The organism is Arthrobacter humicola, assembly GCF_022803015.1.
GTDB classification, from domain to species: domain Bacteria; phylum Actinomycetota; class Actinomycetes; order Actinomycetales; family Micrococcaceae; genus Arthrobacter; species Arthrobacter humicola_A.
The window spans coordinates 58,008-73,922 of record NZ_JAFKON010000014.1 but is presented as its reverse complement, the minus strand read 5'-3'; the positions used below and the strand labels follow the sequence as shown (position 1 = coordinate 73,922).

The window sequence follows — 15,915 nt, the reverse complement described above, 5'->3', positions numbered from 1 at the left end:
GAAACCCAACCCAAGGAGAACTATGACTGAGATCATCTCTGCGCCCGCCGTGTCCACGACACAGTCCGGGGCTCCCGTCACTTCCGACGCCCACTCCAAGTCCGTCGGCGCCGACGGCGCGATCATCCTGACCGATCACTACCTGATCGAGAAGCTCGCGCAGTTCAACCGCGAGCGCGTCCCGGAGCGCGTCGTGCACGCCAAGGGCGGCGGCGCCTTCGGTACCTTCAAGACCACAGAGGACGTCTCGAAGTACACCAAGGCCGCACTGTTCCAGCCCGGCGTTGAGACGGACATGCTCATCCGCTTCTCCTCCGTTGCCGGCGAGGCAGGCTCCCCCGACACCTGGCGCGACCCCCGCGGTTTCGCCGTGAAGTTCTACACCACCGAGGGCAACTACGACCTCGTCGGCAATAACACTCCGGTGTTCTTCATCCGCGACGGGATCAAGTTCCCGGACTTCATCCACTCCCAGAAGCGCCTCCCCGGCACCCACCTGCGCGACGCCGACATGCAGTGGGACTTCTGGACCCTCTCCCCCGAGTCCGCCCACCAGGTCACCTGGCTCATGGGTGACCGCGGCCTGCCGGCCTCCTGGCGTGAAATGCAGGGCTACGGCTCGCACACCTACCAGTGGATCAACGCCGAGGGCGAGCGGTTCTGGGTCAAGTACCACTTCAAGTCCAACCAGGGCGTCAAGTCCATGACCGGGGACGAGGCCGAGGCCCTTGCCGGCGCCGACGGCGACTTCTACATCCGCGACCTCCAGGAAAACATTGCCGCCGGCAACTTCCCCTCCTGGGACCTCCACGTCCAGGTCATGCCGTACGAGGACGCCAAGACGTACCGCTTCAACCCCTTCGACCTCACCAAGGTGTGGCCGCACGCGGACTACCCGCTGGTCAAGGTCGGCACCATGGAGCTGAACAAGAACCCGGAGAACTACTTCGCGCAGATCGAGCAGGCCACCTTCGCGCCGTCGAACTTCGTGCCGGGAATCGCCGCCTCCCCGGACAAGATGCTGCAGGCCCGCATCTTCTCCTACGCGGACGCGCACCGCTACCGCGTCGGCACCAACCACGCCCAGCTCCCGGTGAACCTGCCCAAGAGCCAGGTCAATAACTACAGCCAGGACGGCGCCGGGCGTTACCACTTCAACGCCCCGTCCGTTCCGGTGTACGCACCGAACTCTGTGGGCGGTCCGGCTGCCGTTGAGCCCGGCGTTGCGGGCGGCGGCTGGGAGAACGACGGCGAGCTCACGCTCTCCGCGCACTCCTTGCATGCCGAGGACGGCGACTTCGGCCAGGCCGGCACGCTGTACCGCGAGGTGTACAACGACGGCGAGAAGGCCCGCCTGTTGGAGACCGTCACCGGCGCCGTCAGCGGCGTCAAGAACGCCAGCATCAAGGAACGCGCCATCGCGTACTGGACCAACGTCGACGCTGAATTCGGCGCCAAGCTGCGCGCCAACCTCGGTGCCGGCCAGGTTGAGTCCGACGCCGAGGCCGCCAACAAGGTCTGATAGTTGCGTCGAAGGTTGCCTGATTGCCGGCCTTGACGGTCGCCTGGGCGGCCGGTGACCGGCATTCGGTGACAGCTGGAGCCAACAGAACGCCCCGCCACGGACTCCGTGGCGGGGCGTTTTGCGGTTATCCACATGGGTGCGCGTGGCCCTCGCCACCGCGTGCCGCGGCTCCATAGGATTTGGGCATGACCGCTTTCGTTGGCACTCCATTCGCAGGCATTCCAAGTGACGCCTTCCGGTTCTACGCCGATCTTGAACAGAACAACAACCGGGACTGGTGGCTCGAGCACAAGCCGGTCTACGAGGCCGCGGTGAAGGGGCCTCTGACCCAACTGCTGGCCGAGCTGGAGCCACGCTTCGGACCGGCCAAGCTCTTTCGCCCCAACCGGGATGTCCGGTTCTCGCCGGACAAGTCACCCTATAAGACCGCGCAGGGGGCCTTCGCGGCGGTGGACGAAGGCGTGGGCTTCTATATCCAGCTCAGCGCCGACGGCCTCCTGATCGGCGGCGGCTGCCACACCCACACTCCGGCCCAGCTGGCACGCTTTCGCGGTGCCGTGGACGATCCCGCCAGCGGCGACGCCCTCCAGGCGATCGTGCGGAAGGTCGAGGCGGCAGGGTTCGCGGTGGAGGGCGAACGGCTAAAAACGGTGCCGCGGGGCTTCGACAAGGACCATCCCCGGGCGGAGCTGCTCAAGCACAAATCCCTCACGGCAGGTGTCAACGTGGGCCAGCCCGGCTGGCTTGCCGGTCCCGGGGCGGTGGAGGAAGTGGCACAGCGCTGGGAGCAACTGCGCCCCCTCGTGGAGTGGGAGGGCCGCTACGCTGCTCCCTGACGTTCTGCTCAGATGTGCTGGCCGTCGGTGGCGAGGCGCCTGTCGAGGTTGTTGAAGAAGACCAGCATCATCAGCTCAAAGGCCTTGGTGGCTTCCTCTGGCTGGTTGTTGACGACGAAATCGAACTGCAGCCCGTAGAACGCGGCCGTGAACAGCCGGGCGTCGGTGTCGGCGAATTCCGGCTGGATGCCCTGGATGACCAGCCAGTCCCGGGCCTTCTCGTGCAGCATCCGGAAGTGCTCCTGCGCTGTGCCGCGCGGCACCGCCGCCACAATGTCCTGCGCCGTGGCCTCAAATTCAAGCCGGGCCAGGTGCCGGTTGCGCTGCGCCATGGTCCACTGCCAGGACTCAAGCAGGAAAGCCCGCCACGCGTCCCGGTCGATGTCCCTGACGTCGGTGGCGCGGATGCTGTCCAGCCGGGACTCGATGCCGCGGATGATCTCGTTGATCAGCTGTTCGCGGTGCCCGAAGTGGTAGACCAGGACGTAGCTGCTGACACCCAGCCCGTCGGCCAGGCCGCGAAACGTCAGCTCCGCCAGGGTCTTGTCCATGAGGTAGTCGAGAATTGCCGACAGCAACTCTGATTTGCGTTCCGGTCTTGCTGGGCGGGCCATGTGTCCATCTTAGGGAGCACCGCCATTACGGAGCGGCGCACCAACGCCGAAGTCGCCGGAGCCGTGCGGTTACGCCGGAAATTTCCAGCGAATTCGCACGGCTGCGGCGACCTCGATGCGGCGGGGCCGATCGCTCCCGTCTCAGGAGCGGGTGAGCGCGTCCTCGTTGTCCTCCGCGGGCGCTCCGGCCGCGCTGGCCGTGCCGTTCACCGAGGCGCGGGCCTCCGCGAACTTTTCATTCAGCCGGGAGTGGCGCTGGCCGTAGGCGAAGTAGATCGCAATACCGATCACGAGCCAGATGGCGAAGAAGATCCAGGTTTCCACGGCCAGGTTCGTCATGAGGTACAGGCACAGGACCGCAGAGACGACCGGGAGCACCTTGCCGAACGGGACACGGAAGGCCGGCTTCAGGTCCGGGCGCTTCTTGCGCAGCACCAGGATGCCAAGGCTCACCATCACGAAGGCGGACAGGGTCCCGATGTTGATCATTTCCTCGAGCAGGTCCACGTTGGTCAGGCCGGCGACGAGCGCCACTCCGGCGCCGCAGATGATCTGCAGGCGGGCCGGCGTCCCCCGCACCGAGCTGGTCTTGGACAGGGAGCGCGGAAGCAGGCCGTCGCGGCTCATCGCGAGCACCACGCGCGAGAGGCCCATGAGCAGCACCATGATCACGGTGGTCAGGCCCACGAGGGAGCCAAAGGCAATGACCTTGGCGGCGTCGGTATTGCCGACCGCTTCGAAGGCGGTGGTGAGCGTCGGGTTCTTGGCCTCGGCCAGCTGGGTGTAGGACACCATGCCGGTCAACGCCAGCGACACCAGGATGTACAGCACGGTAACGATTGCCAGGCCGCCGAAGATGCCGCGGGGCAGCGTCTTCTGCGGGTTCTTGACCTCTTCGGCCGAGGTGGCGACGACGTCGAAGCCGATGAAGGCGAAGAAGACCAGGGCGGCGCCGGCGAAGATCCCGAGGGTTCCGTACTGGGCCGGGGCGGCGCCAGTCAGGAAGCCGAAGAACGACTGCTTGAGGACATCCGCGGTTCCGGTGCCTCCGGTCGGCTCGGAGGCCGGGACGAACGGGGCGTAGTTCTCGAACTTCACGTACGTGAAGCCGACGACGATCACGAAGAGGACCACCGCGATCTTGATGAGCGTGAAGATGTTGCCGACGCGGGCGGAGAGCTTGGTCCCGAGGACCAGCAGCACGGTGAAGATGGCAACGATCAGGAAGGCGCCCCAGTAGAGGTCGATGCCGCCCAGGGAGATCGACGGCGGAATGTCCACGCCCATGAGCGCAAAGACTTTGCTGAGGTAGATGCCCCAGTACTTCGCGATCACGGCGCCGGCCGTGAAGAGTTCGAGGATCAGGTTCCAGCCGATGATCCACGCCAGGATCTCACCCATGGTCGCGTAGGTGAAGACGTAGGCCGAGCCTGCCACCGGGATGGCCGTGGCGAACTCGGCGTAGCACATGATGGCGAGCGCGCAGGTGACGGCGGCGATCGCGAAGGAAATGGTGACGGCGGGGCCGGCAAAGTTCGCGGCGGCCTTGGCGCCGACCGAGAAGATCCCGGCGCCCACGGCAACCGCGACCCCCATGATCATGAGGTCCCACGTGCTTAGCGTGCGCTTCAGCTTGCGTCCGGGTTCATCGGCGTCGGACATGGACTGCTCGATGGATTTGGTCCGGAAAAGGTTCATTAGGAAAGTCCGCAATCTCGATAACTGGGGTGGAAACAGACCTATCCATCTTAGAGTCCATCCACTGGACGGCCCGATTTGTCCCGCATAGTGAGACAAAGGCCCGGCCGGAGCCGCCGCGGAAGCTGCTCCGCGGGCGGCTCCGGCCGGGCCGGGGGGCGGGTCAGACGGGCCAGTTTTCCATCAGCGTCGAGCGGATGAGGAACCGTTTGCCTTCCGGCGCTTCCACCGAGAAGCCGCTCCCCCGGCCGGGGACGACGTCGACGGTCAGGTGCGTGTGGCTCCAGTAGTTGAACTGTTCACGCGACATCCAGAATTCCAGCGGCTGGGGCTGCAATCCGTCGGAGATGTCGAACAGGCCCAACAGGACGTCGGAGTCGCCGGTCAGGAACTCCCCCGCCGGATAGCACATGGGTGAGGATCCGTCGCAGCAGCCGCCCGACTGGTGGAACATCAAAGGCCCGTGCTGCGTCCAGAGCTTGCGGAGCAGGTCCACGGACTCCGGCATGAGCGCCACCCGGGAGAATTCCTCCCCGGGGCGGGTCACGGCGGCGTCGAGCCTGGTCTGGGTCATTGGGGTCTCCCTGGCTGGTCCGGAAAGTGGTGCGGGCGGGGCGGATCGTTCGCGATCCGCCCCGCCCGGGTCAATGCGGCTTAGAAGAAGCCGAGCTTGTTTTCGTTGTAGCTGACCAGGAGGTTCTTGGTCTGCTGGTAGTGGTCCAGCATCATGGAGTGGTTCTCGCGGCCGATGCCGGAGGACTTGTACCCGCCGAACGCGGCACCGGCGGGGTAGGCGTGGTAGTTGTTGACCCACACACGGCCGGCCTGGATCTCGCGGCCGGCGCGGTAGGCGACGTTGCCGTTGCGGGACCAGACGCCGGCGCCGAGGCCGTAGAGGGTGTCGTTGGCGATGCCCATGGCGTCGTTGTAGTCGCTGAAGCGGGTTACGGACACCACCGGGCCGAAGATTTCCTCCTGGAAGATCCGCATCTTGTTGTGGCCTTCGAAGATGGTCGGCTGGACGTAGTAGCCGCCGGCCAGATCTCCGGGCATTTCGGCCCGGCCGCCGCCGGTGAGCACCTTGGCGCCCTCCTGCTTTCCGATGTCGATGTAGGACAGGATCTTTTCCAGCTGGTCGTTGGAGGCCTGGGCGCCGAGCTGGGTTTCGGTGTCCAGCGGGTTGCCCTGGATGATTTTCTCCACCCGGGCCACGGCGTCGGCCATGAAGGAATCGTAGATGTCTTCCTGGACCAGCGCGCGGGATGGGCAGGTGCAGACTTCACCCTGGTTGAAGGCAAAGAGCGTGAAGCCCTCCTGGGCTTTGTCGTAGAACGCGTCATTGGTGTCCGCGACGTCGTTGAAGAAGATGTTCGGGCTCTTGCCGCCGAGCTCCAGCGTGACCGGGATCAGGTTCTGGCTGGCGTACTGGCTGATCAGCCGTCCGGTCGAGGTTTCGCCGGTGAAGGCGATCTTGCGGATACGGGGGCTGGAGGCCAGCGGCTTGCCGGCCTCGACGCCGAAGCCGTTGACCACATTGAGGACACCGGCCGGCAGCAGGTCGCCGATCAGTTCCATCAGCACCAGGATCGAGGACGGTGTCTGCTCGGCCGGCTTCAGGACGACGGCGTTGCCGGCGGCGAGGGCCGGCGCGAGCTTCCAGACGGCCATCAGGATCGGAAAGTTCCACGGGATGATCTGGCCGACGACGCCGAGCGGCTCATGGTAGTGGTAGGCCGTGGTGTCGTCGTCGAGCTGGGACAGTCGTCCCTCCTGCGCGCGCACGGCGGAGGCGAAGTAGCGGAAGTGGTCCGCAGCGAGCGGAATGTCGGCGTTGAGGGTTTCGCGGATCGGCTTGCCGTTGTCCCAGGATTCGGCGACGGCGAGCATCTCCAGGTTCTCATCGATCCGGTCGGCGATCTTGTTCAGGATCGAGGCACGCTCGGCCACGGAGGTCTTGCCCCAGGACGGGGCAATCTTGTGGGCCGCGTCCAGCGCCAACTCGATGTCCTCGGCGGTGCCGCGGGCCACCTCGCAGAAGACCTTGCCGGTGACGGGGGTGATGTTCTCGAAGTACTGGCCCTTGACCGGGGCAACCCATTCGCCGCCGATCCAGTTCTCGTAGCGGTCCTTGAAGGTGACCTTCGAGCCCTCGGTACCGGGCTGGGCGTAGACAGTCATTGCTAGCTCCTTTGCTGTGCAAAATTTGTGGCGGCCAGTTTCTGGCGCTCACCGTTGCCTACAGCGTAGAAGCCGGAAGGTTGCAGTCAGGTTGCAAGCAAGTGATCCGGGTCACTTTCCCGGGAAAGGCCGGTCAGGCGCTCAGTTCCCTGTCCAGCCGTTCGAGATCTGCGACGACGGCGGCGCGCTTGGGCGAGCGGGGCGGCAGCAGCTTCAGTGCGGCGGACCGGACCTCGACGTCGTCCCTTGCCTCGGGCAGCTCGGCGTACTTCAGGAGCGATTCCGCGCTGCCGTCCGTCAGCACGGCCTCGCGCAGCAGGGAAGAGACCCGGCTCCGCAGCTCGGCGATGCCGGGCGCCTCGGAGCGGGGCAGCACGGCGCCGCGGTAAATTTCCAGCGCTATCCGGTGGGCACCGCGCTGCAGGCAGTTGAGGACCTGGCCGGAGTCCGGCAACAGGTCCATTGGCAGCCGGTAGGGCCGGGATTCCGGGACCGCGTCCGGGTTGAGCTGATGCAGGACCTTGCGCAGGCGCACCATCTCGGCCCGCAGCGTCATGGTGGAGGCATCCCCGGGGTAGAGCAGGGTGCAGAGCTCCTCCGCGTTCAGCCCTTCAGAGTGGGTGCTGAGCAGGGCCAGGATTTCGCTGTGCCGGGCGGACAGGGCCACGGTGCGGCCGTCGATGCTGAGCAGCGCCTGGTCCCGGCCGAGCAGCTGGAGACTGTTGCGGTAGAGGCTGTTGGCGCCCGGGTCCCCGGACGTTTTCGGCGCCGGGCTCCGCCGCCGGGACGCCGGGGACTGCCCGGCTGCGGCCAGCTGCAGCCGTTCCACCCGCAGATGCGCCTGGGCGGCGGCCACTGTCGCTTCGACGAGGGACAACGTATGCGCGGCGACGGCCGATTCCGTGCCGGTGATGTCCACGACTCCCAGCAGGGCGCCGGAATCAGGATCGTGGAACGGCACGGCCGTGCAGCTCCACGGGTGGACGGAGCGCTTGTAGTGTTCGGCGCCGGAAATCTGGATGCCGCGGCCGAGGGCCAGCGCCGTACCCGGGGCGCTCGTGCCAACGGTTGCCTCGGACCAGTCGGCTCCCGGGACGAACATCATCCCTTCGGCCCGGCGCCGCATGGCGGCGTCGCCTTCGACCCAGAGCAGCCGGCCCACCTCGTCCCCCACGGCCACCAGCATGCCGCTGTCGTGGCTGGGCAGGACCAGCAGCTTGTGGATCACGGGCATGATGGCGGCCAGGGGGTGCTGCCGCCGGTATGCTTCGAGTTCTTCGCGGTCCATGGCGAGCGGGGCTTCGGGGTTGTCCGGGTTGGCGTGCAGCTGGACGGAACGCTGCCACGATTCCTGAATCAGGGTGCTGATACCGGGCAACTGTAGGCCCTCGGAGAACGCCAGTCCACGGGAGTCCAGCTGCTCATGGCCCGCACTGGCATATTGCTGGCGCAGCTGTGCGGTGACCCCGCCTGTTGGCGGTAACAATGCTGCCGGATGGACCAGGTTCTTCATTGAACTCCCACTGGACGGGCTCGATGGCGTGCCGGAGGCAGCCACGTCCGGCCCAGTCTAATGGGCCTGCAGGCCACCCGCCAGAGACGCCGGGAACCGCCCCTGCTACCCGCGGGAAATCTCGATCATGTCCTCGCGCGGCACCACCTTGATGCGCTCCCGTTCGATGCCGTTGGCGGACTCCGCCGCGGACCACTCGGCGCCGAGGGCAAGCTCGTGGGCATCGAGCTTGATCCACCCTTCCCACGTGGTGTACTCGATGCCGCGCTCCTTGAGCAGGTCGATGATGGCCTGCGGGTCCGGGTTCTGCGCCGGCGGCAGCGTCAGCCGGTCCTCCAGCAGAAAGCCGATGGTCTCCAGCGCGTCGCCCTTGGTGTGGCCGATCAGCCCGACGGGGCCGCGCTTGATCCAGCCCGTGGCGTAGATTCCGGGCACGGGGTTGCCCTCGGCGTCGAGCACGCGGCCGCCTTCGTTCGGGACGACGCCGCGGCGGGCATCGTATTCCAGCTCATCCAGCGGCGAACCGTGGTAGCCGATCGCGCGGTAGACGGCCTGGACCGGGTAGTCGAGGAACTCACCGGTGCCCTTGACGTTCCCGGTGCCGTCCAGCTGCATGCGTTCGAACTTGATGCCGGCGACCTTGCCGGGGTTCGCGGCGTCGTCTGTTGTTCCATAGATTTCGACGGGGCTGTGCAGGAAGTGCAGGTGCAGCCGGCGCGAGGACGGTTCCTCGGCCTCGGCGTGCTCCTCGACGAGCCAGTTCGTGAGGGTGTTGACCATGGTCCGGATCTGGTTGTTGCTGCGAACGGCCTCGTCCGAGGCCTCGTCGAATTCGAAGTCCTCGGGATACAGGACGATGTCCACGTCCTTGGCGTGGCTGAGTTCGCGCAGCTCCAGCGGCGTGAACTTCACCTGGGCCGGGCCGCGGCGGCCAAACACGTGGACGTCGGTGACCGGCGAATCCTTGAGCGCCCGGTAGACGTTGTCCGGGATTTCGGTGACCAGGAGTTCATCGGCGTGCTTGACCAGCATGCGGGCCACGTCGAGGGCCACGTTGCCGTTGCCGATCACCGCAATCTCCTTGGCCTCCAGCGGCCAGTCCCGCGGCACGTCCGGGTGGCCGTCGTACCAGGAGACGAAGTCGGCCCCGCCGAAGGATCCCTCCAGGCCGATCCCGGGAATATCCAGGTCCGCGTCCTTGATGGCGCCGGTGGAGAAGATGACGGCGTCGTAGAACGCGCGGAAGTCATGCAGCGTCAGGTCCCGGCCATAGGTGACGTTGCCGAGGAACCGGATGTCTCCGCGGTCCAGGACCTTGTGGAGCGCATTGACAATCCCCTTGATCCGCGGATGGTCGGGAGCCACCCCGTAGCGGATGAGGCCGTAGGGCGCCGGATAGGCCTCGAAGAGGTCGATGCTGACCTGGAAGTCGCCGTCCTTGACCTCATTGGATTTCGTCAGGATGTCCGCGGCGTAGACACCGGCCGGGCCCGCGCCAACAATCGCGACACGGAGGGGACGAGAGGATGTGGATTCGGCCGAGTTGGACACCGGGAGCCCTTCTGAGTCTTAGGGACAGCGCCAGTAGATACAGCGCACAGGCCCCTATTCTAAATGTGACCGGCCTGCTCGCGCTCCGATTGGCAGGAATAGGCGTCGCGCAGGTGGTGTTATTGGTTTTGTGCCTAAGCCCGAAGGATCCTTGTCCCCCGCCCCCTTGACAGCGCCGGCCAGCCCGGCCGCTGGGGCAGGGCCGGTGCCGGCCCGGCCGGGCGGACCGGCACCGGTGGACAAGGACACGACGGCGGGAATCCTGTTCGGCATCGGCGCCTACGGGCTCTGGGGGCTGCTGCCCCTGTACTTCTATGTCCTGCATCCGGCCGGCGCGGTCGAAATCGTTGCCAACCGGGTGGTCTGGTCCCTCCTGTTCTGCGTCCTGCTCATCACCGTCACACGGTCCTGGCGGGTGCTGGCTGCTGCTTTCCGGGACCGCACTGTGGTTTGGCCGCTGTCCGTCGCCGCTGCCCTGATCGCGGTGAACTGGCTGACGTACACCTACGGCGTGACCACCGGCCAGGCCGTCGAGGCCTCCCTGGGCTACTTCATCAACCCGCTGGTCTCCGTATTGCTGGGGGTCTTCGTCCTGAAGGAGAAGCTGCGGCCGCTGCAGTGGGCCGCGGTCGGCATCGGCTTCGTGGCCGTCGGCGTGCTGACGGTCTCCTACGGCAAGCTCCCCTGGATAGCACTGACACTCGCGCTGAGCTTTGGCCTGTACGGATTCGTCAAGAAGCGCGTGGGCCCGCGGGCGGAGGCGATCACAAGCCTCACCGTGGAGACGATCGTCCTGGCGCCCGTAGCTGCGGCCACCATGATCTTCCTCGCCGTCAGCGGGTCGGCAACTCTGGCCGCAAACGGTGCGGGACATTTCTGGCTGCTGGTGGCGTCAGGCGTCATCACCGCGGTGCCCCTGCTGTTCTTCGGTGCGTCCGCCCGCCGCTTGCCGATGACCACGATCGGCCTGCTGCAGTACTTCGCGCCCGTCCTGCAGTTCATCGTGGCGCTCGTCGTGTTCAAGGAAACAATGACACCGGACCGGTGGGCCGGCTTCGGCGTCGTCTGGCTGGCGCTGCTGGTACTGACCGTGGACATGCTGCACACGGCCCGGAAGAACTCCGTGACCCGGAAACGGGCCCGCGCCGCCGCCTAGCTCTACCGCCCCGGCGGGTTGGCGGCCTGCGCACCCCTGCCACTGTGCGTTAGTGTCATCATGAAGGGGACATGTCGGGGCGAAATTGAGGATTGCTGGTGCCACACGAGGATCGTGAAACTCAGGGCGGGCGCGACATCTCGTCCCTGGACTTCGACAGCAACGGCATCTTGCGCCTTCAGTGGGCCCGCGGCGTGGTGATTGATGCCCCCAACGCCCAGCTGGCCATGGATCGCGTCAATGAGTTGTGCGGCGGCCGGCCCACGCCGCTGCTGATCGACATGGCCACCACGGACTCCGTCAGCCGGGCCGCCCGGGCCGTGTTCGCCAAGCACTGCGACGCCTCGGCAATCGCACTCCTCGGCTCCTCCGCCGTGGACCGGGTCCTCGCCAACTTCTTCCTCGGCGTCAATTCCGCGCCGGTTCCGACACGCTTTTTCACCAACGGTGAAGAGGCGGTCCGCTGGCTGACCTCACAGGGCCATGACGGGGCGTGATGATGACCGCCGCCTCGAGGAACTCGTGGACGGCATCGTGGTTCTGTCCTCGGGCGATCTGTCGAACCGGCTGCCGGTCTCACCGGCCCGGGACGGGATAGACGCAGTCACCACCGGCATCAACCTGCTGGCCGAAGAGCTCCAGAGCATGTACGAGGACCTGGAAGTCCGGGTCGCCGAGCGGACCGCGCTCCTGGAGGCGGCCAAAGCCGAACTCCGGCGCGTCATCAACACCGATGAGCTGACCGGCCTGGCCAGCCGCTCGCTGCTGCAGGAAAAAGTGGCCGAAGCCGTTGCCGGGGCCGGCACGGGACGCCAGCCGGCCCTGATCCTGATGGACCTTGATTCCTTCCGGCTCATCAACGACAGCCTCGGCCACGCCGCCGGGGACGCCGTACTGCGCGAGACGGCCCTGCGGCTTAGCGCCGCGGCCGGACCGGGCCACTTGATCGCACGCCTCAGCGGCGATGAATTCGCGGTGCTCGTCGCGGACCAGGACACGGAGTCCGTGCTGCAGACCGCGGCCCGGCTCGGCGAATCACTGAAGGACAGAATCATTGCCGGCGGTGTGGCGGTCGCCCTCACGGCCGGCACCGGTGTCCGGCTCGGCGAACCGGGCCTGCGAAGCGAGGAACTCATCCGCGATGCCGACATCGCCATGCACGAGGCCAAGAAACGCGGCAGGGACACCCTCCTGGTGTTTTCCGCGGCCATGCACGAGGCCGCCAAGCAGCGGGTCCACCAGGTGGCGGAGCTGCGGACGGCACTGGCGACGGACCAGCTCGAGCTGGAGTACCAGCCCATCATGGACCTGCGCACCGGAGCGATCGCCGGCGCCGAGGCCCTGATCCGCTGGCGCCATCCCGCCTTGGGCCTGCTGGGGCCGGATACCTTCCTCGACGCCGCCGACGAGGCCGGGCTCACCGTGGAAATCGGCCACTGGGTGCTCCGGAACGCCATCGCACAAACCGGCCGCTGGAAGTCCGATCCGGGGCTTCCCGCGGACTTCAGCACGCACATCAACCTCTCCCCCGCGGACCTGCACCACGTCGATCTGGCACCCTACGTCGAAGGCCTGCTGAGCCAGAACGGCGTCGAGCCCCGCCATATCTCGATCGAAATCACCGAAACCGCGATCATGCGCGGCGGCCCCGAAGTGGCCGCCACCATGCAGTCGCTCAATGACCTCGGCGTCCGGATCGAGATCGACGACTTCGGCACCGGCTATTCCTCCATCAGCTACCTGCGCACGCTCCCCGCCGCGCAGGCGAAGATCGATAAGTCCCTGCTCGACGGGCTGACCACGGACCGGCAGCAGGAAACCTTCGTCGCCGCCATCCTGCAGCTGATCCATTCGGCCGGGCTGGGCGCCGTCGCCGAAGGCATCGAGGACAGGGAGCAAGCCAACAGGCTGCGGCAGCTGAACTGCGAGTTCGGCCAGGGGTATTTCTTCAGCCGCCCGCTCCCGGTGGCGGACATGACGGACCTGCTCGCGCACAGAGACGGCGCGGTCGCGTGAGAGGAACCGTGCCGGCGGGCAGACGCAAAACAGGAAAACGCAAAACAGGAAAACGCGTGCACTGGGTGGCAGATAGTGTCCGGCTCGCGGCCAGGGTTGCCGTGCTCTCCCTGCACCGTCCCAGCCGCCCGGACCGGCGCTGGGATGCCTTCTGGCGCGGCGTGTCCCAGGGATCCCTCCGGGAACCGGTCATCTGGGACGCCGCCCCGGGCGCCGGGAACGAAGAGATCCGGCACCACCTGCGAGTGATGGCCGGCGCGATGGACACCAGCCTTCCGGTGATCGATCTCGGCTGCGGGAACGGCACCATCACACGGCGGCTTACCGACATCTTCGCCTCGGTCCTCGGCGTCGACGTCTCACCCCAGGCCGTGGCAGCCGCGCATTCCGCGCAGCCGCAGGTTGCAGGCCTCCGTTTCCGGAGCCTGGATGCCACGCAGCCGGCCGCGGCGGCTGCGCTGGCGGGCGAACTCGGCGACGCCAACGTCTTTGTCCGCGGCGTGCTCCATGTCCTCAGCCGGCGTCGGCAGGCACGCCTCGCAGGCTCCATCGAAGCGCTCCTGGGCACCCGGGGCAGGATCTACCTCGTCGAAACGAACGTGCCGGGCGGCGCCCTGAGCTACCTGCGGGAACTCGGCGCCACCGGCAGGCGGATCCCGGGACCGCTCCGCCAGGCCATTGCCTCGTTGCCGAAACCGGGCCACTTCGGTGCCGGGCAACGCTCCCGCGTGTTTCCCCCGGACCGCTGGACCCTCATCGCGGAGGGACCCACCGTCTTGAAGACGGTGCCGATGGAGGCCGGTGGACCGCCCGGCAGCATTCCCGCGTACTGGGCGGTCCTGGCCCCGGCGCCTCAGACCTCCGGGAAGGCATCCACCCGCTGGTAGTCGCGCGGGACCACCACCATCGGAACCGGAAGCGCCCGCAGCACCTTGAAAGCCGTGCTGCCAATGAACAGTTTGTGCTTCTCCGCCAGGCGGGAGGACCCGACGATCATGACCTCGCCGTCGTCCCATTCCAGGTCATCGATCGCTTCCTCGATCGTGCGGCCGTGCGCGACCTCCACGCTGACATGGTGGCCCTCCGGCAGACGGTGCGCGGCGGCAGCGAGGACGGTGTTGGCGTGGATGTGGGCGGCGTTGACGTTCTCCCCGCCGTCCCCCTCGACGTCCAGTTCCACGAGGGAAACCAGCCGAAGCGGCACGCCACGGCGCTCGGCGGATTCGATCGCGACGTCGATCGCCGCCTCCGCTCCGACGCGCTGGCCCACCGCGAGGGTCAGACGCGTGATGGCTTCGGTCTGGCGGTAGCCGCGCGGCGCCAGTGCCACCGGTACCGGGGCAGCGTGCAGCAGGGCGTTGGCCACGTTGCCCACGGTATGGCGCTTGAACAGGCCGCTGCTGGCGGCACCCACCACGATCAAGCCGGCCCTGAACTCGAGTGCGGCCTCGATGAGGCCGGCCGCGAACGATTCTGCCTGGCGGACATGGAAGTGCGCCTCCAGCCCCTCGGGGACCAGTTCCATTCCCTGGCGTTCCGCTGAGCGGATCTGCTGCTCCGCGGCGCTGACCTGGTTTCCTTCCGGATTCATCGCCACATAGGGCGTGTGCCGATCCACCACATAGACCAGGTCGAGATGCGCTCCCTGCGCGCGGGCCATGGCTGAGGCCAAGGCAACGGCGTCCGCACCACGTTCGGTGGGTGTATAGCCGACTACGTATCGCATGTATGAACCCCTTTTGGGTCTGGGGCAGATGCCAGCTGCGCCCCGGGGGTTCCGGGCGACGTCGGCCGGTCTGCGTTCCTGCAGTGGATAGGAACGACTCTAGTCCAGCGGCACGTCAAAAGGTGGTGACTTATTACCCTGACCAGCACAATCTTCCGGACCTACGCTGTAATGGTCGAGGGGAGCGCACCATGGACGCCATTCGCAACGGACGGACGCGGACGCGGACCGCGGGAGTGGGAACCCTGACGCTCCTGCTGGTCCTGACCGCCTGCACGCCGGCCCCGCAGCCCTCCGCCGGCAGCCAGCCGCCGTCGCAGTCCCCGACCGCCTCCGTCGGCCCGACCGCCAGCCCGTCGCCGTCGGCAACCGGGGATGCCGACGAAACGGCGCCGCCGCAACCAGGCGACAAGGTGATCTCCTCCACGGTCACCCACGACTGGTCCGTGCCGGGGCCAACCACCCCGTTCCACACGGACCACAAGAACCCTGTGCCGATCGCGCCCCCGCCGGCGGCACCGCTGCCGACGCTGTCCGCCATCGGCGCGGGCCAGCACCCCTCCGACGCGCCGCCGTACGACCAGTTGAGCTTCCGCTTCACCGGTGGCTTCCCCAGCTACGACGTCGAAACGGTCCCCGAACTCGTCGACGACGGCAGCGGCCTGCCCATCCCGATGCCCGGCACGGGAACCCTCCTCGAGGTGACCTTCCGCGGGGCCCAGTCGCACACCGCGGACGGCACGGCCAGCACCGTGACCAGTGCGCCGCCGCCGGCAATCGGATACCAGGCGCTCACCAGCTACGCGCCGGCCGGGGACTTCGAAAGCGTGCTGAGCTACGGGATCGGCGTCGGCCGTCCGATGGGCACGATTCCGGAGACGAAGGTGCGGGTCACTGAGGTGGAGAAGATCGAGCAGGGCCAGCACCTGTACGTGGTGGCGATCCAGCTGGACGCGACCGCCTGGAAGTAGGACCGGACGCAGGACCGGATGCAGGGCCGAACAAAGCCAAGCCGGAAACAGCGGAGGAGCCACGGACAAGGTGTCCGCGGCTCCTCCGCTGTGTCGCCCGTTTTCGGGTAGCGCCGGCTCGCCGGGAAAGG

Annotated in this window: 14 protein-coding genes; 7 read left to right on the top strand and 7 right to left on the bottom strand. The window is 67.1% G+C overall.

Features of this window, described 5'->3' with window-relative positions:
• Positions 1 to 22 precede the first annotated feature (22 nt).
• Both ARTB_RS19600 and ARTB_RS19595 read left to right on the top strand, forming a co-directional pair.
• Positions 23 to 1,522: a catalase gene (locus tag ARTB_RS19600; RefSeq protein WP_028276967.1), complete on the top strand. Its 1,500-nt coding sequence runs from the start codon at positions 23 to 25 to the stop codon at positions 1,520 to 1,522.
• A 188-nt stretch (positions 1,523 to 1,710) separates the two neighbouring features.
• On the top strand, positions 1,711 to 2,361 hold the full coding sequence (locus ARTB_RS19595) for a DUF2461 domain-containing protein (protein ID WP_243181993.1): 651 nt from the start codon (positions 1,711 to 1,713) through the stop codon (positions 2,359 to 2,361).
• 8 nt (positions 2,362 to 2,369) lie between these two features.
• Here ARTB_RS19595 and ARTB_RS19590 read toward each other — a convergent pair whose 3' ends face one another.
• From ARTB_RS19590 to ARTB_RS19565, 6 genes are all read right to left on the bottom strand, one after another.
• Positions 2,370 to 2,975, bottom strand: a complete 606-nt coding sequence (locus ARTB_RS19590; RefSeq protein ID WP_028276965.1) for a TetR/AcrR family transcriptional regulator — start codon at positions 2,973 to 2,975, stop codon at positions 2,370 to 2,372.
• A 141-nt stretch (positions 2,976 to 3,116) separates the two neighbouring features.
• On the bottom strand, positions 3,117 to 4,673 hold the full coding sequence (locus ARTB_RS19585; protein ID WP_243181992.1) for an amino acid permease: 1,557 nt from the start codon (positions 4,671 to 4,673) through the stop codon (positions 3,117 to 3,119).
• A gap of 163 nt (positions 4,674 to 4,836) precedes the next feature.
• Positions 4,837 to 5,247: a DUF779 domain-containing protein gene (locus ARTB_RS19580; RefSeq protein ID WP_243181991.1), complete on the bottom strand. Its 411-nt coding sequence runs from the start codon at positions 5,245 to 5,247 to the stop codon at positions 4,837 to 4,839.
• 80 nt (positions 5,248 to 5,327) lie between these two features.
• On the bottom strand, positions 5,328 to 6,851 hold the full coding sequence (gene exaC / locus ARTB_RS19575; protein ID WP_243181990.1) for an acetaldehyde dehydrogenase ExaC: 1,524 nt from the start codon (positions 6,849 to 6,851) through the stop codon (positions 5,328 to 5,330).
• A gap of 133 nt (positions 6,852 to 6,984) precedes the next feature.
• Positions 6,985 to 8,364: a GAF domain-containing protein gene (locus ARTB_RS19570; RefSeq protein WP_243181989.1), complete on the bottom strand. Its 1,380-nt coding sequence runs from the start codon at positions 8,362 to 8,364 to the stop codon at positions 6,985 to 6,987.
• A 105-nt stretch (positions 8,365 to 8,469) separates the two neighbouring features.
• Positions 8,470 to 9,915 (bottom strand): FAD-dependent oxidoreductase, encoded by a 1,446-nt coding sequence (locus ARTB_RS19565; protein ID WP_243181988.1) that lies wholly within the window; start codon positions 9,913 to 9,915, stop codon positions 8,470 to 8,472.
• Between the two features lie 121 nt (positions 9,916 to 10,036).
• On the opposite strand from ARTB_RS19565, the gene rarD reads away from it, so the two are divergent.
• The 4 genes from rarD (at position 10,037) to ARTB_RS19545 (ending at position 13,974) form a co-directional block, all read left to right on the top strand.
• Entirely contained in the window at positions 10,037 to 11,071 is a 1,035-nt protein-coding gene (gene rarD / locus ARTB_RS19560; RefSeq protein ID WP_439954154.1) for an EamA family transporter RarD, read from the top strand.
• A 92-nt stretch (positions 11,072 to 11,163) separates the two neighbouring features.
• Positions 11,164 to 11,568 carry a DUF7793 family protein gene (locus ARTB_RS19555; protein WP_243181987.1) on the top strand — a complete coding sequence of 135 codons (405 nt, stop codon included), beginning with the start codon at positions 11,164 to 11,166 and terminating at the stop codon, positions 11,566 to 11,568.
• Positions 11,555 to 13,087 carry a putative bifunctional diguanylate cyclase/phosphodiesterase gene (locus ARTB_RS19550; protein ID WP_243181986.1) on the top strand — a complete coding sequence of 511 codons (1,533 nt, stop codon included), beginning with the start codon at positions 11,555 to 11,557 and terminating at the stop codon, positions 13,085 to 13,087. Before ARTB_RS19555 ends, ARTB_RS19550 begins: the two co-directional genes overlap by 14 nt.
• A 65-nt stretch (positions 13,088 to 13,152) precedes the next feature.
• A complete protein-coding gene (locus ARTB_RS19545; protein WP_243181985.1) occupies positions 13,153 to 13,974 on the top strand; it encodes a class I SAM-dependent methyltransferase in 822 nt (273 codons plus the stop codon).
• Here the strand turns inward: ARTB_RS19545 and ARTB_RS19540 are convergent.
• Complete coding sequence (locus ARTB_RS19540; RefSeq protein ID WP_243181984.1) at positions 13,941 to 14,813, bottom strand: universal stress protein; 873 nt, start codon at positions 14,811 to 14,813, stop codon at positions 13,941 to 13,943. The two genes, ARTB_RS19545 and ARTB_RS19540, sit on opposite strands and share 34 nt — an antisense overlap.
• Positions 14,814 to 15,004: 191 nt before the next feature.
• On the opposite strand from ARTB_RS19540, the gene ARTB_RS19535 reads away from it, so the two are divergent.
• Positions 15,005 to 15,784 carry an AMIN-like domain-containing (lipo)protein gene (locus ARTB_RS19535; RefSeq protein ID WP_243181983.1) on the top strand — a complete coding sequence of 260 codons (780 nt, stop codon included), beginning with the start codon at positions 15,005 to 15,007 and terminating at the stop codon, positions 15,782 to 15,784.
• The last annotated feature ends 131 nt before the right edge of the window (positions 15,785 to 15,915 follow it).